Origin of the sequence: Marinilactibacillus piezotolerans, assembly GCF_900169305.1 — a bacterium.
GTDB classification, from domain to species: domain Bacteria; phylum Bacillota; class Bacilli; order Lactobacillales; family Carnobacteriaceae_A; genus Marinilactibacillus; species Marinilactibacillus piezotolerans_A.
The window spans coordinates 52,789-72,052 of record NZ_FWDP01000003.1; the positions used below are offsets into that span (position 1 = coordinate 52,789).

The 19,264-nt window shown below is 41.8% G+C and carries 19 protein-coding genes; 1 reads left to right on the forward strand and 18 read right to left on the reverse strand.

Annotated features, from left to right (window positions below):
- Positions 1–28 precede the first annotated feature (28 nt).
- The 10 genes from B6F02_RS02160 to purC all read right to left on the reverse strand — a co-directional run bounded on the left by B6F02_RS02160 (position 29) and on the right by purC (position 11,552).
- Positions 29–1,522 carry a peptidoglycan DD-metalloendopeptidase family protein gene (locus tag B6F02_RS02160; RefSeq protein ID WP_080145771.1) on the reverse strand — a complete coding sequence of 498 codons (1,494 nt, stop codon included), beginning with the start codon at positions 1,520–1,522 and terminating at the stop codon, positions 29–31.
- Positions 1,523–1,665: 143 nt separating this feature from the next.
- Positions 1,666–2,934, reverse strand: coding sequence for a phosphoribosylamine--glycine ligase (gene purD / locus B6F02_RS02165; RefSeq protein ID WP_080145772.1), 1,269 nt, complete (start codon positions 2,932–2,934; stop codon positions 1,666–1,668).
- A gap of 74 nt (positions 2,935–3,008) precedes the next feature.
- Complete coding sequence (purH, locus tag B6F02_RS02170) at positions 3,009–4,544, reverse strand: bifunctional phosphoribosylaminoimidazolecarboxamide formyltransferase/IMP cyclohydrolase (protein ID WP_080145773.1); 1,536 nt, start codon at positions 4,542–4,544, stop codon at positions 3,009–3,011.
- Positions 4,541–5,122 carry a phosphoribosylglycinamide formyltransferase gene (gene purN, locus B6F02_RS02175; protein WP_256864638.1) on the reverse strand — a complete coding sequence of 194 codons (582 nt, stop codon included), beginning with the start codon at positions 5,120–5,122 and terminating at the stop codon, positions 4,541–4,543. The genes purH and purN overlap by 4 nt, the downstream gene beginning before the upstream one ends.
- Before the next feature lie 16 nt (positions 5,123–5,138).
- On the reverse strand, positions 5,139–6,182 hold the full coding sequence (gene purM, locus B6F02_RS02180; RefSeq protein ID WP_080145775.1) for a phosphoribosylformylglycinamidine cyclo-ligase: 1,044 nt from the start codon (positions 6,180–6,182) through the stop codon (positions 5,139–5,141).
- 41 nt (positions 6,183–6,223) lie between these two features.
- Positions 6,224–7,675, reverse strand: coding sequence for an amidophosphoribosyltransferase (purF, locus tag B6F02_RS02185; RefSeq protein ID WP_080145776.1), 1,452 nt, complete (start codon positions 7,673–7,675; stop codon positions 6,224–6,226).
- Entirely contained in the window at positions 7,651–9,882 is a 2,232-nt protein-coding gene (gene purL, locus B6F02_RS02190) for a phosphoribosylformylglycinamidine synthase subunit PurL (protein ID WP_080145777.1), read from the reverse strand. The genes purF and purL overlap by 25 nt, the downstream gene beginning before the upstream one ends.
- Positions 9,879–10,562 (reverse strand): phosphoribosylformylglycinamidine synthase subunit PurQ, encoded by a 684-nt coding sequence (gene purQ, locus B6F02_RS02195; RefSeq protein WP_080145778.1) that lies wholly within the window; start codon positions 10,560–10,562, stop codon positions 9,879–9,881. The genes purL and purQ overlap by 4 nt, the downstream gene beginning before the upstream one ends.
- 2 nt (positions 10,563–10,564) lie before the next feature.
- On the reverse strand, positions 10,565–10,825 hold the full coding sequence (purS, locus tag B6F02_RS02200; protein ID WP_080145779.1) for a phosphoribosylformylglycinamidine synthase subunit PurS: 261 nt from the start codon (positions 10,823–10,825) through the stop codon (positions 10,565–10,567).
- Positions 10,818–11,552: a phosphoribosylaminoimidazolesuccinocarboxamide synthase gene (purC, locus tag B6F02_RS02205; protein ID WP_080145780.1), complete on the reverse strand. Its 735-nt coding sequence runs from the start codon at positions 11,550–11,552 to the stop codon at positions 10,818–10,820. Before purC ends, purS begins: the two co-directional genes overlap by 8 nt.
- Before the next feature lie 348 nt (positions 11,553–11,900).
- Between purC and B6F02_RS02210 the strand changes: the two genes are divergently transcribed.
- Positions 11,901–12,608, forward strand: a complete 708-nt coding sequence (locus tag B6F02_RS02210; protein ID WP_080145781.1) for a DsbA family oxidoreductase — start codon at positions 11,901–11,903, stop codon at positions 12,606–12,608.
- Positions 12,609–12,791: 183 nt separating this feature from the next.
- On the opposite strand, the gene B6F02_RS02215 is transcribed toward B6F02_RS02210, so the two are convergent.
- The 8 genes from B6F02_RS02215 to B6F02_RS02250 all read right to left on the reverse strand — a co-directional run bounded on the left by B6F02_RS02215 (position 12,792) and on the right by B6F02_RS02250 (position 19,255).
- Positions 12,792–13,184: a VanZ family protein gene (locus B6F02_RS02215; RefSeq protein ID WP_080145782.1), complete on the reverse strand. Its 393-nt coding sequence runs from the start codon at positions 13,182–13,184 to the stop codon at positions 12,792–12,794.
- 160 nt (positions 13,185–13,344) lie between these two features.
- Positions 13,345–13,962: a CadD family cadmium resistance transporter gene (locus B6F02_RS02220; protein ID WP_080145783.1), complete on the reverse strand. Its 618-nt coding sequence runs from the start codon at positions 13,960–13,962 to the stop codon at positions 13,345–13,347.
- Positions 13,963–13,978: 16 nt separating this feature from the next.
- Entirely contained in the window at positions 13,979–14,341 is a 363-nt protein-coding gene (locus B6F02_RS02225) for an ArsR/SmtB family transcription factor (protein ID WP_080145784.1), read from the reverse strand.
- 321 nt (positions 14,342–14,662) lie between these two features.
- Positions 14,663–16,567: a heavy metal translocating P-type ATPase gene (locus B6F02_RS02230; RefSeq protein ID WP_080145785.1), complete on the reverse strand. Its 1,905-nt coding sequence runs from the start codon at positions 16,565–16,567 to the stop codon at positions 14,663–14,665.
- A 197-nt stretch (positions 16,568–16,764) separates the two neighbouring features.
- The gene (locus tag B6F02_RS02235) at positions 16,765–16,998 is read right to left on the reverse strand and encodes a heavy-metal-associated domain-containing protein (protein ID WP_003125439.1); all 234 of its coding nucleotides are present in this window, start codon (positions 16,996–16,998) and stop codon (positions 16,765–16,767) included.
- 146 nt (positions 16,999–17,144) lie between these two features.
- Positions 17,145–17,999 carry a prolipoprotein diacylglyceryl transferase gene (gene lgt, locus B6F02_RS02240; RefSeq protein WP_003109035.1) on the reverse strand — a complete coding sequence of 285 codons (855 nt, stop codon included), beginning with the start codon at positions 17,997–17,999 and terminating at the stop codon, positions 17,145–17,147.
- Entirely contained in the window at positions 17,984–18,322 is a 339-nt protein-coding gene (locus B6F02_RS02245) for a hypothetical protein (RefSeq protein ID WP_080145786.1), read from the reverse strand. Before B6F02_RS02245 ends, lgt begins: the two co-directional genes overlap by 16 nt.
- Before the next feature lie 228 nt (positions 18,323–18,550).
- On the reverse strand, positions 18,551–19,255 hold the full coding sequence (locus tag B6F02_RS02250; protein ID WP_143745185.1) for a Crp/Fnr family transcriptional regulator: 705 nt from the start codon (positions 19,253–19,255) through the stop codon (positions 18,551–18,553).
- Positions 19,256–19,264: the final 9 nt, after the last annotated feature.

Sequence of the window (19,264 nt, forward strand, 5' to 3'; positions counted from 1 at the left end):
CGATCGAGTAAAGAGGGTTTTTTTATACTTAAATATAAAGTGCAGGATCGACAAATCTTCCATTCTTGCGAACTTCAAAGTGAAGATGGACACCCGTTGACAAACCGGTCGTACCCATTACAGCAATTCTTTGTCCTTGAGAAACGCTCTGTCCTGCAGTGACACTGACGCCAGGCTGCAGATGCGCATAAAGGGTTTCAAATCCATTCCCATGATTGATTTTAATATAAAACCCATAACTGCTGCTGTAGCTGGAAATCGTCACTGTACCGCTGGCAGCTGCTAGAATCGCTCCTTTACCGGCAATATCGATACCGTTGTGCATTTTACGTTCTCCCGTAACCGGGTGACTTCTCATTCCGAATCCAGAAGAAATATAACCGCTGGCCGGACGTATGAATGTTGCTGACGGTGATTCAGGTTTGACGGTTTCTTCCTCAGGCTCTTCTTCTGCCGGCTGTTCTTTTACTGGATCTGGTGCAAGTTCCGAATCAGTATCAGGGACTGCCGGTTCTTCAACTGGCTGTTCATTCGGCTGATTTTCTGATACTGACTCTTCTGCTTCGTCAATCTGATTGTCAGAGCTGCTAGGTTTCACTTCATTCTCTACTGCTTTTTCTGCAGCTGCAGCTTCTTCTGCCGCATTCCTTGCTAATGCTTCCTGTTCGCGTTGTTCAGCGGCTTCTTTCTCTGCAGTCAATTGAGCAATACGTTCTTGTTCAGCCTGCTGCTCTGCTAGAATCCGATCTTTTTCTGTTTCAATCTGACTTTCTACGGTCTCAGATTCTTTAGCTAAGAGATACTGTTCCTGTACAAAAGCTTCTTTTTCTGCAGCGGTCATTTGGTACAGATCAGCTACATGAGCAATCTGGCTATCCAACTCTTCCTGTTGTGCAGCCATTTCTCCCCTAGTACTTTCCATTTTTATTAATAATTCTGTTACAGCTTCTTTTTCAAATTGCATTTGAGCTTCAGCTTTGATAATTGCCTTCTGATCGCGTATTTGATCTTCAACGATTTGCTGATTGGCTTTCACAAGTTGGCTGACAACACCTAGACGGCTCATGACTTCTGCAAAATCTTCAGCAGCAAGTATAGTATGTATAATGTTAGAGGCGTTCCACTCTGTTTGTGTAGCTCTCGCTTGTGTTTCCAATTTATGATTTCGTTTTTCAATGGCTAGGTTCAGTTCATCTATTTCGCTTTGCAGCATAACAATTTCGGCATTTGTTTCTTCTAAGCGCAAACTTTGCTTTTCGAGCCCGCTAATCAGCTTGTCTAATTCCAGCTGAAGCGATTGAATCTGAGACTCTAGCGCTGCTCGCTCACTATCTAACGCTTTTAATTCACTTTCTTGTTGTTCAATATCGTCTTCTACCTCATGCGAACGATCTTCTATCTTTTCCTGTTCTTCCTGTAATTCATTTAGTGTGTCTTCAGCGTGAACGGGCTGGATCCGGCTTGTGCCGACACTAGATAAGAGAAGCGTTGTCATGGAGGCAGCTAACCATCTTTTTCTCAAATGGATTCCCCCAATACCAGATATTCTATTTTTTAAATCGGTTTACTTATATTGAGTATAATAGACTGCTATTAGAATGGGAAACAGATTGAGCCGATTTCTTTATTACAGTTTCGTTACTTGAATAAGTTCACACAAAGCTTTTATTTACAATTCTTCTGCTTTGCTTTGTCTCCTATATCTTTTCGGTAGATTAACTGCTGTTTATCGTTTTGATTCAGCCAATCATAAATGAGCGATTGTGCTGCTTCGATGGTTTCTCCTGCTGCGGCTGCCAAGTAGATTCTTCCGCCATTTGAAACGAGCTGCTGATTCCTTTCAGTTACTCCAGCAAAGAAAAGTTCTACCGACTCTGAAGCGGTTAAGTCTAATGGGATTTCTTTTTCATAAGCTTCTGGATAACCTTTTGCTGCTACTACTACCCCAAGGTCTATCCCTTCCTGTTTCCACTTCAATTCCGGCTCCTTCCCTTCCAACACTGACGTAATGACCTCAGCCAAATCAGACTCAAGACGATTCAGTACTACTTGTGTTTCCGGGTCTCCAAAGCGCGCATTGAACTCTATCGTTTTTGGTCCTTCATCCGTTGCAATGATCCCAGCATACAAAATACCTTTAAATGGTGCACCCTTTGCACTCATCCCTTTTGCTGCAGGCACAAGGATTTTTTCAATTGCTGCATCAACTGTTGCTTCCGGAATATGCCGCACCGGAGCATAAGCCCCCATCCCGCCTGTATTAGGCCCTTTGTCCTGCTCCAGCAGTCGCTTGTGGTCTTGAGAAATCGGCATAGGATAAATCTGGTCTCCGTTGACAAAGGCCATTAGTGAAAATTCTTCTCCAATCAAGCATTCTTCAATGACCACGCTTGCTGAAGAATCTCCAAACTTATTATCTTGCATCATTTCTTTTAGAGCTGTTTGGGCTTCTGCAGCGGTTTCTGCCACCACTACCCCTTTTCCGGCAGCTAGTCCGTCGGCTTTGATTACAATCGGCGCCCCCTGTTCAGCAAGATAGGCTTTGGCGGTCTCATAATCGGTAAACGTCTGATAGTCAGCTGTCGGAATCCTTTGCTGGGTCATCAGTTGTTTTGCAAAACGTTTTGACGCTTCAATTTGTGTTGCGGCTTGCGAAGGACCAAAAACTTTTAACCCTTCCGCTTCAAATGCATCTGCCAGACCATTAAAAAGCGGGACTTCTGGTCCTATAATCGTCCAAGCCACTTTATGGTTTTTAGCAAATTCAATTAGGCTTTTATGATCATCTTGCTCAATCGCTGCAGTTTCAATACCATCTCTTTTCATACCAGGATTTCCCGGAAGACAGTAAACAGAGTGGACTTTGGGACTTTTTTTCAGTTTTTTTGCGATGGCATGCTCGCGTCCGCCGCTGCCGATAACCAGAAGCTTCATTTTTATTCCTCTTTTCGTTTTTTCTGTTAAAAAACGAAAGAGAAGGCACCCTCTCTTTCGTTCATCTGACTTTCTTAATGTCTGAAGTGACGCGTAGCCGTTGTCACCATGGCAATGCCGTATTCATTGGCTTTATCGATCGAGTCTTGGTCTTTGATGCTTCCGCCTGGTTGAATAATGGCTTTGATGCCATGTTTTGCTGCATACTCCACACTGTCGTTCATTGGGAAAAAGGCATCGCTGGCCAGAACGGCACCTTCTGCCAGTTCCCCAGCTTGCTCAATGGCAATCTTCACTGCACCGACACGGTTCATCTGCCCAGCTCCGATGCCTAAAGTACGATTTGTATTTCCAACTACAATAGCATTACTTTTAACGTGTTTCACAACTTTCCAGTTCAGCTCTAGGGCTTTTAATTGCTCTGGTGTTGGTTCCGTCTCTGTCACGACTTTCCATTCCGGTTTATCTGTTTCTGCTATCCAGTCCTGGTCTTGGATCAATAAACCGCCTAAAACAGAAACAAATTCTTTTCCTGCTGATGCAGCTTCTGAAAAATCCAGCTTCAACAGGCGAATATTTTTCTTAGAACTTAATTTTTCAAAAGCGGCTTCTGTAAACGCTGGTGCAATAACGATTTCCAGGAAAATCTTATGCAGTTTTTCAGCCAATTCAAGTGTGACTTCACGGTTCAAGACAACAATTCCGCCAAAGATCGAGATGCTGTCCGCTTCATACGCACGGTCAAAGGCTTCTTCGATCGTATCTCCGATTCCGATTCCGCATGGATTCATATGTTTCACTGCCACAGCAGCCGGTTCGTCGAATTCACGTGCCATTCGAATCGCAGCATCCGCATCCTTGATATTATTATAAGATAATGCTTTTCCGTGTAATTGTTCAGCTTTTGCAATTGAGAACGGACCTGCCATTGGGTCTTCGTAAAATACAGCTGATTGATGACTGTTTTCACCGTAGCGCAATGTCTGTTTTTTATTGTACGTCAGAGTAACTGATTCTCTGTCTTCTTCGCCAGATCGTTCTGTCAGGTAGTCTGCAATGAGCGCATCATATCGGGCTGTATGACGAAACACTTTTGCTGCTAATGTTTTTCTGGTTTCCAGACTGGTTTGACCATCTGCTTTCAATTCATCAATGACTTTGCTGTAATCATCAGCATCTACAACGACTGTGACCGCAGCAAAATTCTTCGCTGCACTGCGCAGCATACTCGGTCCGCCGATATCGATCTGTTCAATCGCTTCTTCAGGTGTAACGCCTGTCTTGGAGATCGTTTCTTTAAATGGATAAAGATTTACGCATACAAAGTCGATCGGTGTAATGCCGTGCTCTTCCATCGCATCCATGTGACTGTTCAATTCTCTGCGTCCAAGTAATCCTCCATGAATAAGCGGATGCAGCGTTTTTACCCTGCCATCCATCATTTCAGGAAAACCCGTTACCGCTTCAATTGAAATGGTTGAAATACCGGCTTTTTCTAATACGCTTTTTGTTCCGCCAGTAGAAATAATTTCAATTTCCTGCTCCGATAATGCTTTCGCAAAATCTACAATACCTGTCTTGTCTGATACACTGATCAGTGCTCGCTTCATGTTCTAACCTGCTCCTTTTTCAGCTTTTCAATATAAAACTCAATAACTCTAGGATACATCATATGCTCTAGAGTATGTATCTTTTCTTCAAGAGTTTCCAGCGTGTCTGTTGATTCAACGGTTATTTTTTCTTGAGCAAGGATAGGTCCGGTATCAATCCCTTGATCAACCAAGTGCACGGTGACGCCTGTTTCCGCCGCGCCATCCTTATAGGCGTCTGCAATCCCTTGTCTCCCTGGATAAAGCGGCAGCAAAGAAGGATGAATATTCAAGATGCGGTTCGGATAAGCTTGAAGCAAGGTTTGTCCTATGATGCGCATATATCCGGCTAGTACAATCAGGTCGATGTTTTCCTGGTTTAATTGAATCAGTATCTCTTCCTCGTACGCTGCTTTATCTGGAAACTGTTCCGGCTTCAGCATAACAAATGGAATGCTGAACTGTTTTGCCCGTTCTATAACGTAAGCATCTGGTTTATCGCATATTAAAAGGCCGATTTCCGCATCCAGTTCCCCTGCTTTTCCGGCTTGGACAATCGCTTCAAAGTTTGTGCCGCTGCCCGAAGCAAAGACTGCCATTCTGAAACGGTTCTGATTATCCAAATACGATCGCCTCATTCTGTTCAATGCTTTTTTCGATAACTTCCCCTATAACCGTTCCTTGTTCTCCCGTTCGTTCCAGTTTATTTAACACTTGTTCAGTCAGCTCTGGAGAGACCGCCAAGACCATTCCAATCCCCATATTGAAAATCTCATACATTTCTTTTGAATTCAGATTTCCTTCTTTTTCCAGCAAATTGAAAATCTCCGGTACTTTCCAAGTCCCTTTTTTGATTTCTGCTGTCAGTCCTTCTGGAAGCATTCGAGGCAGATTTTCCACAAATCCCCCGCCTGTAATGTGTGAGATACCATGAATCAACTGTTCTCTGATTAACGGCAGCACTGAAGAAACATAAATTTTAGTCGGTTCCAGCAATACTTCTCCTAACGTCTTGCCGTTCTGTTCATCAAATCGTGTATCTAATGTATACCCGTTCTGTTCAAAAAACACTTTTCTGACTAAAGAATACCCGTTTGAGTGGATTCCGCTAGAAGGCAGACCAATCAGTACATCTCCGGGTTTTACTTTGTCGGCCGTTAACAGTTCAGTCTTTTCAGCCACGCCTACACAAAATCCTGCAAGATCATACTCTTGTTCTCCATACATGTCCGGCATCTCAGCAGTTTCTCCCCCGATCAACGCTGCACCAGCTTGTACACAACCATCAGAGACTCCGGAAACAATTTGTTCCATTCTTTCTGGAACCGTCTTGCCTGCTGCAATATAATCCAGAAAATACAGCGGTTCTGCTCCCTGAGCCAAAATGTCATTCACACACATTGCGACACAATCAATTCCGATCGTGTCGTGTTTGTCTTGTTGAATAGCCAGCAATAACTTGGTCCCTACTCCATCTGTTCCAGAAACCAGTACAGGTTCTTTTACCTTTATACTGGATAAATCAAATGCGCCGCCAAATCCGCCCAACGCCCCCATCACTCCCAGGCGCTCTGTTCGTTTCGCATGTTTCTTGATTCGTTCAACTGTTTCGTAACCAGCTTCTACATCTACTCCAGCATTGGTATACGCATTTCCCATTTAAATGGACCTCCTGATTGCTTTTTTGATAAAAGTTACTATTACGCCATCATCGGATTTCGTTCATTGATTTTTTCCAGTGTATTTAAATAGTCCGTTTCATAATCAAATAACGGGGTTGGATAATCCCCTGTAAAATACGCCATACAAAGTCCATTATGAGGAGCATCAAATTTCAATCCGATGGAATCCACTGTTCCCTCAATGCTTAAAAAGGACAGACTGTCTGCCCCGATGGCTTCTCTGATTTCTTCAACTGAATGATCCGCTGCAATCAGTTCTTTTTGGTTTTGAATATCAATTCCGTAAAAACAGGGATACTTAAGTGGCGGCGAAGAGATTCGGACATGAACTTCCGCTGCTCCGGCGTCTTTCAGTAATTGTACGATCCGTTTGCTGGTCGTGCCGCGTACGATCGAATCATCTACCATGATCACTTTTTTCCCGGCAACTACCCCTCTGACGGCAGAAAGTTTCATCCGCACCCCTTGTTCGCGGAGTTCTTGCGTCGGTTGAATAAATGTTCTAGCCACATACTGATTTTTGACCAGTCCCATCTCATAAGGGATACCGCTCTCTTCTGCATACCCGCTTGCTGCGGATAATGAAGAATTGGGAACCCCGATCACCATGTCGGCTTCGATCGGTGCTTCTTTCGCTAGGGTTCTGCCCATATTTTTTCTAGCCGTATGCACGTTAACTCCGGCAATATTAGAATCAGGTCTGGCAAAGTAGATGTATTCCATAGAACAGATCTGCATCAGTGTGTCTTCTGTGTACGTGTCGATCGTGTAGCCTTCGTCGTTTATGATGACGATTTCTCCTGGCTGTACGGAGCGGACAAAGGTTGCCCCGACAACATCAAGCGCACATGTTTCGCTGGCCAATACGTAAGCCCCGTTCTCCATCTGTCCGATTGACAAGGGACGAAATCCGTTTGGGTCGAGTGCACCAATCATTGCATCCGGCGTCATCATCAAATAAGCAAAGGCACCTTTGATCGCATTCAGACTTTCTTTGATTCTTTCCATTAGCGTGGCTCTTTTGCTTCTGCGAATCAAGTGCATCAAGACTTCAGTGTCTGAGTTAGAGTGAAAAATAGCGCCCTCTTTTTCTAATCCCCTTCTTAAAGTCGAGGCATTGATGAGATTGCCATTATGCGCCAGTGCAATTTCTTCATCATGGAATTTAAACAAAAACGGCTGGATATTTAAAATGCTGTTGCTGCCGGCTGTGCTGTAGCGTACGTGTCCGATCGCTGCTTCTCCAGTCAATCGTTCAATCTCTCTTTCATCTTTAAACACCTCTGAAAGCAGCCCTAAATCGCGGTGGCCTTTCAAGCGCCCCTGATGATTGGCAACAATTCCAGCACCTTCCTGCCCTCTGTGCTGAAGACTGTGCAGACCGAAGTAAGTCAATCTCGCTGCATCCGGATGACCCCAGACGCCAAAAACGCCGCATTCTTCATTTAAGCTTTTGATTTCAGCAACCAAGGAATGGCCTCCTCCCAAATTGTTTTCAGTTCATTGATATCTTGTTTGATGATTTGATTCTTTGTTTTAATAACAGCTACTCTGTCAGCTGTGACTTCGCCGATCTCTTCAGCCGACTGCTGGAACAGTTTTTGTACTGCTTCTGCATGTTCCGGTTTAACGGAAAGAACGAACCTCGAAGGCGATTCAGAAAACAACCATTCTTTCGGCATATCGGCTGTTACGTTGAAACCTAACTGATTTTTGAAAGCTGATTCTGCTAAAGCAACCGCAAGTCCGCCTTCAGATAAATCATGAGCGCTTTGCACCCAGCCTTGACGAATGGCTTCCAGAACTTTTGACTGAATCAGTTTCTCTTTTTCAAGATCAAAGTCAAACAGCTCGCCTTCGATTCTGCCAAGCTGCATTTTCTGAATCTCTGTACCATTAAAATCAGGCTTTGTTTCGCCTGCAACAAAGATTCTGTCACCGATTTGTTTAAAATCAGAAGTTGTCACATGCGACAGGTCTTTGACTAATCCGACCATTCCGATCATTGGAGTCGGATAAATCGCTTCTTTGTTGGTCTCATTATATAAAGAGACATTCCCTGAAATGACCGGTGTTCCAAGTGTTTCACAAGCTTTCGAAATCCCATCAGCGGAAGTCCATAATTCCCAGAACACTTCTGGTTTATCTGGATTCCCGTAATTCAAACAGTCTGTGATCGCTAAAGGCTCTCCGCCGCTCGCTACGATATTTCTCGCCGCTTCGGCAACTGCCAGTTGTCCGCCTCGTTCAGGGTTCAGATAAAGATATCTGGCATTGCAGTCTGTTGTCATTGCCAGCCCTTTTTGCGTACCACGAATCCGCAGAACGGCTGCATCGCTTCCCGGTCCGACAACCGTATTGGTTCTGACCATTGAGTCATATGTTTCAAATATTGATTTTTTAGAGGCAATCGTCGGCTGCTGCAATAACTGTTTCAGTGTTTCTCCAGCATCTTTTATCGCCGGTTCAAATGTCTTCATTTCTTTGAATCGTTTGATGCGTTCCGGTTCTGTATAAGGCTTATGATAAACCGGTGCTTCTTCTGCTAAAGCATCTACGGGCAGATCAGCAACCGGTTCGCCTTTATGGAACAAGCGGTATTGACCGTCATCTGTTACCTGTCCGATATTCACTGCGTCCAATTCATATTTGGAAAACAGTTCTTTAACGCGGTCTTCTGAACCCTTTTCCACACAAATCAGCATGCGTTCCTGAGACTCTGACAGCATCATTTCATAAGGTGTCATATTGGTTTCACGCTGCGGCACGTCATCAAGATTCAAAATCAGTCCGCTTCCGGCTTTAGAAGCCATTTCCGCACTGGACGAAACAAGTCCCGCAGCACCCATATCCTGGATTCCGACCAAAATGTCTTGATGACCTTGAATCAGCTCAAGGCAGGCTTCCATTAACAGTTTTTCCATAAACGGATCGCCGACTTGTACTGCTGAGCGTTCAGACTCTTCTTCATCACTGAATTCTTCAGAAGCAAAAGTCGCCCCGTGAATCCCGTCACGCCCGGTTTTCGCGCCTACATACATGATCGTATTGCCGACACCTTTTGCCTGGCCCTTTTGGATGTCTTTATGATCGATCAGCCCGACACACATCGCATTCACAAGCGGGTTTCCTTTATAAACTGGATCAAAGCCGATTTCGCCGCCTACCGTCGGGATTCCGATACAATTTCCGTATCCACCAATTCCGGCAACGACTTCTTCCAGTAAATATTTTGTCCGCTCATTATCCAGTTCGCCAAAGCGCAGCGAGTCTAATAAAGCAATCGGACGAGCACCCATACTGAAAATATCGCGAATAATGCCGCCGACACCTGTAGCTGCTCCTTCATACGGTTCTACGGCAGAGGGATGGTTGTGGCTTTCTGCTTTGAATACGACTGCTTGGCCGTCTCCGATATCGACAATTCCGGCACCTTCTCCGGGCCCTTGCAGTACTTGCGGCCCGCTTGTCGGAAACTTGCGCAGAACAGGTTTGGAATTTTTATAAGAACAGTGTTCACTCCACATCACTGAGAACAATCCAGTTTCTGTGTAGTTCGGCAGTCTTTTTAAAATGTCTTCTGAAATCATACGGTACTCTTCGTCCGTCAGTCCCCATTCTGCATAGATGCGCTGGTCTCGAATCATTTCTGCTGAGGGTTCTTGGATGGTTTTCATACGTTGACCGTCTCCTTCGCGAAGTTTTTGATCATAGACTGGAAGAATCGCAATCCATCACTGGAACCGAGCAAGTCTTCTGTTGCTCGTTCCGGGTGCGGCATCATCCCCAGCACATTTCCCTGTTTATTAATGACTCCAGCAATGTTTTCTACAGATCCATTCGGATTTTCTGAGGCATAGGTAAAGACGATTTGATTGTTGTCTTTTAATTCCTGCAGGGTCTCAGGATCACAATAATAACTGCCTTCTCCATGAGCAATCGGAATCGTCAACTGTTCACCTTGTTCATATAATGAAGTGAATTTGGTTTGACTATTTTCAACAGTCAACTGAACGGATTTGCAGATGAAATGAAGATCTCTATTTCTCTGCAGTGCTCCTGGAAGTAAGCCAGCTTCTACTAATATCTGGAATCCGTTACACGTCCCAAAGACCGGCTTCCCTTCTTCTGCAAACCGCTGTACTTCGCTCATAATATTTGAAAACCGCGCGATAGCACCGCTGCGCAAATAATCTCCATATGAGAATCCGCCGGGAAGCAGCACTCCGTCAAATCCTTCCAAGCTGTTTTCCGTGTGCGATACATACTCTGCTTGTTCACCGACACCATCTCTAATCGCATGCAGCAGATCAACGTCACAATTGGACCCGGGAAACTGAATAACTGCAAACCGCATTATTAAACCGTCTCCTTTACTGCTTCAATCTCATATCGGTAACTTTCCATAACGACGTTGGCTAATAATTTATCGCAGATTGCTTCAATGGTTTCCTCTACTGTACGGTCTGATTGTTTCGCCACTTTGATCTCGAAATATTTTCCGATTCGAATGTCCTCAATTTCATCAAAGCCCATACGATGGACGGCTCCACGAACGGCTTCGCCTTGTGGATCTAAAATAGATTCTTTATAGGTCACATAAACTTTTACGTTATACATTGTGCATCGTCTCCTTATCAAGTTGCATTAAGCGGTCAAGCACTTCCTGGTAGAGCGGAATGATATCGCCCAAGTCTTTCCGGAAGACATCTTTGTCGAGGCGGTCATTATTGTCCAAGTCCCATAATCGACAAGTATCCGGTGAAATTTCATCTGCCAAGACAATCTTGTTATCTGCCGTTTTTCCAAATTCCAATTTAAAGTCAACCAAACGAATATTGATGCGTTTAAATAATTCGATCAATGCCTGATTGATTTTCAGCGCCTGCTGCTGAATTTGTTCTATTTCTTCTTCGGCAGCGAGCTGCAGCACCTTTATATGATCCTCATTGATGATTGGATCATTCAGCTCGTCTTCTTTTAAATAAAATTCCAGGACTGGAAAGTCCAGCTCTGTTCCTTCTTTTACCCCTAAGCGTTTGGAGAAACTGCCTGCCGCTACATTCCGTACAACCACTTCTAAAGCAAACATATCTGCTTTTTGAATGAGTTGCTCTGTATCTGAAAGGGATTTGATGAAATGACTTTTGATACCCTTTTGCTCAAGGTGGTCAAAAATCAGACTGGTAATTTGATTGTTCAGCTTGCCTTTACCCAGAATCTCCTCTTTTTTCACACCGTTCCCAGCAGTTGCCTGGTTTTTGTAGGTAACCCAGAGAATATTAGGCTCATCCGTCTCAAAAAGCCATTTCGCCTTCCCTTCGTAAATCAACTCTTTTTTATTCAAAATCCATTTCTCCTCCCTGCTTAACAACCTAAAAAAACGAACAATCATCTTCATTTATCATCCAATGTATCTATCCAACTTCATACTAAATATCCCTGTCAGTATAGTCAACCTATTATCGAGTAATTGCCGATTCTTTTTATATTATCGTTCGTATTTTATATCTTTATTTTTTCATATAATAAAATAGGTAATAGATTAAACCTTTAAAAACGAACCTTTTTAGAAACCCTCTTAATGCAAAAAAATATTTGTTTTAGAAGACTAGTCAAAATAAGATTGTGTTTATACGGTACTCTTGTTATAGTAAACTTAACTTACTTTTAGGAAGAGAAGTGACTTTTTGTGATGAAAATCGAAGTATGGTCGGATTACGTCTGTCCATTTTGCTACATTGGTAAAAGAGAATTAGAACAAGCGATTAGAGAAACTGGATTGACGGGTAAAGTAGACGTTGAGTTCAAAGCATATGAATTGGATCCTACAACATCTGCCGACGATAATGCTCCAGTTAAGGAAAGCTTGATGAAGAAAAAAGGGATGTCTGAGGCTCAGATTGAAGGTATGTTTGAAAATGTAACGGAACGTGCAAAATCTGTCGGTTTGAACTACGACTTTTCCAAAATGAAAAATGCAAATACGAAAAAAGCCCATCGTCTGGCTAAATTTGCGGAAAGCCAAGGTAAAGGGTCAGCAATTGATGAAGCATTGCTGGCTGCTCATTTCACAGACAACCTGGCTTTAAATGATGACGAAGTATTGCTGAACGTTGCGGAATCAGTAGGATTATCTCGTGAAGAGGCTCAAGCAGTCCTTTCCAGTGATCAATATGCAGATGAAGTCGTTCGAGATATTCAAGAAGCACGATCCATTGGTGTCCAAGGGGTTCCCTTCTTTGTCTTGGAAAGAAAATACGCCATCTCCGGCGCTCAACCTCAAGAACTTTTCCAAGAAACTCTGAAGAAAGTTGCAGACGAAATGGGCTTAAAGCCCGGACTGCAAATGATGAACGACAACGACGGTGGAGTCTGCGAAGACGGCAGCTGTACGTTTTAATCGATACGCATAATAGAACGCAACAAAAAAAGGTCGATGTTTATCTGCAGCTGCAGATAAACATCGACCTTTTTTCATAACTCTTGCAAATATAAAATATTTATTCCTTCTATTCTAAAAACTAACAGTCAGAAAATTACTAGAATCAGACTTTATACACTAAACTATTCAGATCCACTACATTTATTCCGTTTCATAAATATAAGTCAAAAACGTATTCATTGATACCTCAAATTTGTTTATCAACTTTTTGAAAACTATCATAAAGAGTTTAAACAGTCCATAACCTAAAACAGCACCCATCGTGTTGAAAATCAAATCATTTACATCAATATATCTGAATGTAAATCCAATTGCTAGAGCTGTCAAAAGCTGCATACCTTCTAGAAGCAAACTGAATAAGAATCCTGATAAGACAATCTTCTTCAGATTTACTTTTACAATAAAAGGAATGCCAAAACCAAACGGCACTGTAAGCAGAACATTTAACAGAGAAGTCTTTATTGCAAAAGTATTTGGATTAAAAGGTAACCAATTGGCATCTCTCCATACATTCTGTCCAATCTCGCTTCGCATATAATCATTTACTTTAACAAAAAATAGCTATTAGATACATGAATTTATGTAATTTCATGTATCGCTTGATACTATTTGGATAATGCGCCAATCTGTTAGCACAAAAAAAGACAACGAGATTTAATCGATGTCTTTTTTGTGCTAACAGTCAAACTATTTATTAATTAAATAAACTTAATAAAGTTTGAATCGTACCATTTTCGATCAATATATAAATTCCTAAACCAATAAACACTATAGGAACAATGATTCGTTCATATTTTTCTAATGTTTCGGAAACAAAGGAAATTTTTGCTAATTTATAACTGACATAGCAAAGAACCGCAACAGAAATAGCAAATACGATTAGAGCGGTGACAATCTCTGAAAAAGATAACGAGGCAAAGTAAGGAATATAAATCCCTAAGTTATCGCCACCTGACGCAATGGTTATTAAGGCAACGGTCCAAAAGAAGCGGTTTGTTCCTCTTGATTCAAGCTTTTCAACGACTTCCTCTTCTTCTTCCTCCTCTTCACCTATCACAGCGACACGAATACCTAAATAAATTGGAATTAATCCAAGAAGTCCAATGATCCAATCTTGCGGAATGAAATTCAGCACATATGCTGCAAATAAACTTACGGCTACTAAGATACCTGTTCCTAGATATTGACCCCAAAAAATCTGACGGAGCCCTTTTTTTGTATGACTTTGAGAAAAAATAATCAGCAAGATAAACAAATAATCAATGCTGGTAGAAATATAAACAGCGATAGCTGAAAAAATACTTTGTAACAAAATAACTTCCTCCAAACTAAGATTTCATAGATAGATTTTCTGATAACTTTAAAAAAACATGAATAGCGGAAAGGATGTCTTCATTCGCTAAAGAGTAATAAACTACTTTTCCATCTTGACGTGATTTTGCCATTCCATGTTTTTTTAAAAAACGTAAATGGTGTGACGTTGTAGCGACACTAGCATTAAGTATTTCTGCTAAATCACAGACACACATTTCCTTATAGGTTTCTAAAGCATAAAAAATTTTAATTCTAGAAGAATCGCTGAAACATTTCCCTAACACAAGTAAGTTTGAAAAATCTTTTTGATCCAATTTATTTTTTATTACAGTTACTTTTTCTTTATGTACGATAGTCACTTGGCAAACGTTTTCCATTCATCTCACCTCACATTCAAACGATTATTTGAATTAAGTATACCTATTTGATCACTCTTTTGTCAATCTACCTTAATTCCAATACACTATTATAAGCAATTTCATGTTTACAACTTAATAGGAATTTAAATTTTATTATTAAATTTTGGTATTAAATTTTTTAATCATTTACACGAAAATTAATTTTATAAAGAACATACTCTATACTCTTATTTTTTTTCAAGAACTCAAAAAAGCGGAAAATCCCAGATTTAAAAATCTGAGTTTCCGCTTTTGTCATTTCAAGGATGGACTATTGTCTCAGCCTCTTCTAATTTATTCTTAAGATATTTTTACTTTCTCTGCAGGTGCTGATACTTCTTTTTGTTCTTTTCGACCTTTCAACTTATACTTCATTAATCTCATGCCATTGAAAATTACCACCAAGATACTACCTTCATGAACCAACATTCCGATAGACATATTCATCCATTCGCTGAAGAAGACGCTGGTCAACAAGACCAACACTACTCCAATTGAAATCACGATATTTTGTTTCATATTATTTGCGGTGGCTTTTACTAATCCTAATGCGTGAGGCAAGTTGCTGAAGTTCGAGTTCATTAAAACGACATCGGATGTTTCAATCGCTACGTCCGTTCCGCTTCCCATTGCGATGCCAATGTCTGCTAAAGCTAAGGACGGACTATCGTTAACGCCATCTCCAACAAAGGCTACAATTTGACCACGTTGTTGGAGTTTTCCGATATAAGCCGATTTGTCTTCCGGCAACATGTGGCCGTGAGCTTCGGTCAAACCAAGTTCGCCTGCGACCACATCAACGGTTCCTTGGTTATCTCCTGAAAGAACGACTAGATTTTTCACGCCCAAGTCTTTTAATTCCTGCAAATTAGCTTTCACACCCGGACGGACTTGGTCGCGAATGCCCATCAGTACTTTTAATTCACCGTCGACCGCTGTCAAAACGAGAGAGTTCCCTTGTTGTTCAAACCGTTTGACATCTTTTTGCACTTTTTTGCTGAGAGTGACCTTTTCTTTTTCCATCAAGGCCACATTCCCAACAGCCACTCTATGTCCAGCTATACTTGAAACGATTCCGCCGCCTTTCACGACTTCAGTTCCTTCAACAGGATAAAAGTTTGTTTCTCCAATTTGATTTAAGACCGCTTTTGCTAACGGATGATCTGATTCCCGTTCCACACTGGCCAGATAACCAAGCGTTTCAGCAGAATCCTTTTCATACAGTTCAGTCGCTGCAACAGTTGGGTTTCCGACAGTTAAAGTACCTGTCTTATCAAATACAATTGTATCCACATTGCTGAAGTCTTGAATGACTTCACTCCCTTTTAAAAGAACACCGTTACGAGCACCATTCCCAATACCGGCAACGTTTGAGACAGGCACTCCGATAACTAATGCGCCTGGGCAACCTAGAACCAAGATGGTGATTGCTAACTCAATATTTTGACTGAACGCCCATACAACAATTGCCAGAACCAAGACAGCTGGTGTGTAGTATTTAGAAAAGTGATCAATGAACCGTTCCGCTTCGGACTTAGAATCTTGTGCTTCTTCCACGAGTTCAATAATTTTTCCAAATGTGGTGTCCTCACCAACTCGATCAGCTCTGATTTGAATCGTTCCGTTTTCTAAAATGGTTCCTGCAAAAACTTCTGCATCAGCTAGCTTGTTGACCGGAACAGCTTCACCTGTAATGCTAGCTTCATTGATATGCCCTTCACCCGTAAGGACTGTGCCATCTACTGGAACTTTCGCACCCGTTTTAACGAGCAAGATATCCCCTTCATCTACATCATCCACTTCTACTTCTTCAAATTCGCCATTATCCATTTGTTTCAAGGCGCTTTCGGGTGCCATTTCAGTCAATTCTTTGATAGCAGATCGCGTTTGGTTCAATGTTCGTTGTTCCAAGTAGTGTCCGAATAAGAATAAGAACGTGACAATAGCTGACTCTTCATAATTTTGAATAAAAAGCGCACCAATCGCTGCAATACTGACTAAGACATCAATACTGACGACTTTGACTTTCATTGCTTGAAACGCTTGAATGGCAATTGGCGTAATCCCAAAGACAGAGGCGATGATCAAAGACCACTCTGAAAGTCCTACGTTTTCTAAAACAAAGTGACTGAAGAAACCGAGTGCGATTAACAATCCACTGATGACGGTGATAACATTTTTCTTGCTTAATATATATTGTTGCATGCTTTTTCCCTCCAAATTTAATTTCTCTTTTATTGATAAACACAGTATAAGATAATTGCCTAAGTAATTAATTGACGGCTATCAAGTTTAGAAAGTTCTCTTTTATCGTTTCTAAGCACCTCGAATCGGGTTGCAACAAAAAAAGCAATCCCGGAAAAATAGCTTTTCTTCCAGAATTGCCTAGTTCATTTAATCTGTTAAGCGGCCTTGACTTTTGCTTTAAGGACCGGATAGCCTACGTTTTCGATAGCTTTTTGAATCTCTTCAATCGAAGTGACAGCTGAATCAAAATTGGTTTTGACTTTGCTGGAGTTGAATAATACTTTAATGCTATCTTTATCAATACCGTTAACTGATTTCAAGGCACCTTCAATTTTTTGCATACAACTTGGACAAGACAACGTTTCTAATTGCAATATAGCTTTTTCCATAATTCCTATCTCCTTTATGTGTTTTTATTTTGTCGGCAGCAGATTAATGAACACTGCCTTTTCCTCTTTACAACTGTAGTATAGCTCACTTTTAGCAAACGAAAATTGACGACTATCAAGTTTTGCACTTCTTTTTATCTTTTTGCTCAATTCACCATCTTAATAGTCTTTTTCTGCCCCTTATTGCCATCAGAATAATAAGAAATTGGTGGATAGTCTTGTCTGCGTATAAACCATACTACAATCGCGCCAATAAACAGGGCCAGAGACAAGGCTTGCGAAACGCGGATCCACTCGCCAATCCATAAACTGTCCGTTCGCATACCTTCAATGAAGAACCGACCCACTGAGTACCACAAAACGTAACTCAAAGCGACTTCTCCTTGACGCAAAAGCTGTTTTCGGTTCCGTATAGTGACGATGAGGACAAAGCCCAACAAACTCCACAATGACTCGTATAAAAAAGTCGGATGATAGTAGGTACCATTGATATTCATTTGTTCAATGATAAATTCAGGTAAATAAAGATTTTCCAAGAATTGACGAGTAACCGGTCCACCATGAGCTTCCTGATTCATAAAATTGCCCCAACGACCAATGGACTGGGCTAACAATACATTGGGCGCTAAAATATCAAGAACGAGTGCCAAAGAAGTACCTTTTTTCTTTGCATACCAATATAGCGTACCCCCTCCTGCAATCAATCCCCCATAAATCGCAATGCCGCCATTCCAAATCGCAAGGATTTGTCCTGGATTTTGCAGATAATAACCAAGTTCAAATAACACATAATAAAGCCGAGCGCCGAGGAGTCCAATCGGAATTGCCCATAAGGCCATATCGATAATGGTATCCTCTTCCAGTCCTTTTTTCTTTGCTTCCTTGGTGCTCAACTGGAGAGCCGCTAATATGCCCGCTGCAATAATGACTCCATACCAATGAATCACAACAGAACCAATCTCCACCGCATGGGGATTCAAAACGCCTAATACGAATTCCATTCTATTTGATCCATTTCTTCAATTTTTCGCGTCATTCTAGTCATGGTGATGCTGAACAAGATTCCGGCTAAGCTCCATGGAAACCAAACAGTGAATTCACTTTTAGCTCCCTGGTCACTCGCTTCGTAATACGCCACTTTTCCGTGTCCGATTACGCCGGCTCCTTTTACAACTTCCTCTTCTTTTTCCATAGCTAACCTATCTGCCTCAACAACGTTAGACGTTTTTGCTTCGCCGCCAATCGTGTTCTTGGTGAAAGGGACGACAAAGAATGCACCCGCTGCTGACAACGTGATGGCAACTATCACCCAAAAATAATGCACATTCACCCCTACTTATTTTTACGTTTTGTTCGGCAACCCTATCTTAAAGAAAAATAAAACAAAGAAACTTGAGGATTATCATGTTTGTGCTTTTATTTTTCCAATGAATGAAGGTCGTTCTGTCTTAAAAAAGCCAAAAACGGACAGATGGAAGCAAAAACACTGAGTTCTGTCCCGTTGTTAATGAAGAGGGACAGAACACCAACGTGTAGAAAAAAGTGTGTCCGATTATTCGCTGTAAAGCAATAAATCATCTAAATCCTGAATCTTGATCCTTTTCCCAGACAGCTGTTGAATCAATCCCTCGTCCTCCAATTCTCCAAATTTGCGACTGATGGTCTCAGGTGTCGTTCCTAAATAGGAAGCAATGTCCTTTTTTGCCATCGGCAGGGTGATGGTGGGAGAGTGGCCCATTTCAGGTTCCACATTTTCTGCCAAAAACAAAACTAAACGGGTAATGACACTCTCCACGGCTACTTGTGTCGTTTGACGTTCTGAACTTTCTAACCGTTTAGACATTTCCGCCAATAGTTTTAAAGAAATAGCTGGGTATTGTTCCAGAAAATCTTGGACATCTTTTTGCTGAATCATACAGACAACGGTATCTCGGGTTGCTTCGGCATATTCCTCGTGTACTGCATCCGGGTTGAACAAGGTCCATTCTCCGGTGAAATCACCAGGGTTCAAGATCCGCACTAGCTGCTCTTTGCCAGAGTCTGCCAATCGATAAATACGGATTTTCCCACGATTGATAATATATAAAGTATCCTCTTTTTCTTGTGAACGAAACAGAAACTCTCCTTTTTGATACTGTTTCGTGTGGGCTTTTTCAGCAATGTAATTCATCGCGCTATCCTCTAAGTGATTGAATATTGGAACCAAGCGGATACAGGCTGCGTGGTCACCAATTTCATGATGGGTATGTTTAGTCAATTCATTCTC

Coding starts and splice junctions, on each gene's coding strand:
- purD (WP_080145772.1), bottom strand. CDS start 2,934: ATGAAGCTTCTGGTTATCGGCAGCGGCGGACGCGAGCATGCCATCGCA.
- purH (WP_080145773.1), bottom strand. CDS start 4,544: ATGAAGCGAGCACTGATCAGTGTATCAGACAAGACAGGTATTGTAGAT.
- purN (WP_256864638.1), bottom strand. CDS start 5,122: ATGGCAGTCTTTGCTTCGGGCAGCGGCACAAACTTTGAAGCGATTGTC.
- purM (WP_080145775.1), bottom strand. CDS start 6,182: ATGGGAAATGCGTATACCAATGCTGGAGTAGATGTAGAAGCTGGTTAC.
- purL (WP_080145777.1), bottom strand. CDS start 9,882: ATGAAAACCATCCAAGAACCCTCAGCAGAAATGATTCGAGACCAGCGC.
- purQ (WP_080145778.1), bottom strand. CDS start 10,562: ATGCGGTTTGCAGTTATTCAGTTTCCCGGGTCCAATTGTGACGTTGAT.
- purS (WP_080145779.1), bottom strand. CDS start 10,825: ATGTATAACGTAAAAGTTTATGTGACCTATAAAGAATCTATTTTAGAT.
- B6F02_RS02210 (WP_080145781.1), top strand. CDS start 11,901: ATGAAAATCGAAGTATGGTCGGATTACGTCTGTCCATTTTGCTACATT.
- B6F02_RS02215 (WP_080145782.1), bottom strand. CDS start 13,184: ATGCGAAGCGAGATTGGACAGAATGTATGGAGAGATGCCAATTGGTTA.
- B6F02_RS02225 (WP_080145784.1), bottom strand. CDS start 14,341: ATGGAAAACGTTTGCCAAGTGACTATCGTACATAAAGAAAAAGTAACT.
- B6F02_RS02230 (WP_080145785.1), bottom strand. CDS start 16,567: ATGCAACAATATATATTAAGCAAGAAAAATGTTATCACCGTCATCAGT.
- B6F02_RS02235 (WP_003125439.1), bottom strand. CDS start 16,998: ATGGAAAAAGCTATATTGCAATTAGAAACGTTGTCTTGTCCAAGTTGT.
- lgt (WP_003109035.1), bottom strand. CDS start 17,999: ATGGAATTCGTATTAGGCGTTTTGAATCCCCATGCGGTGGAGATTGGT.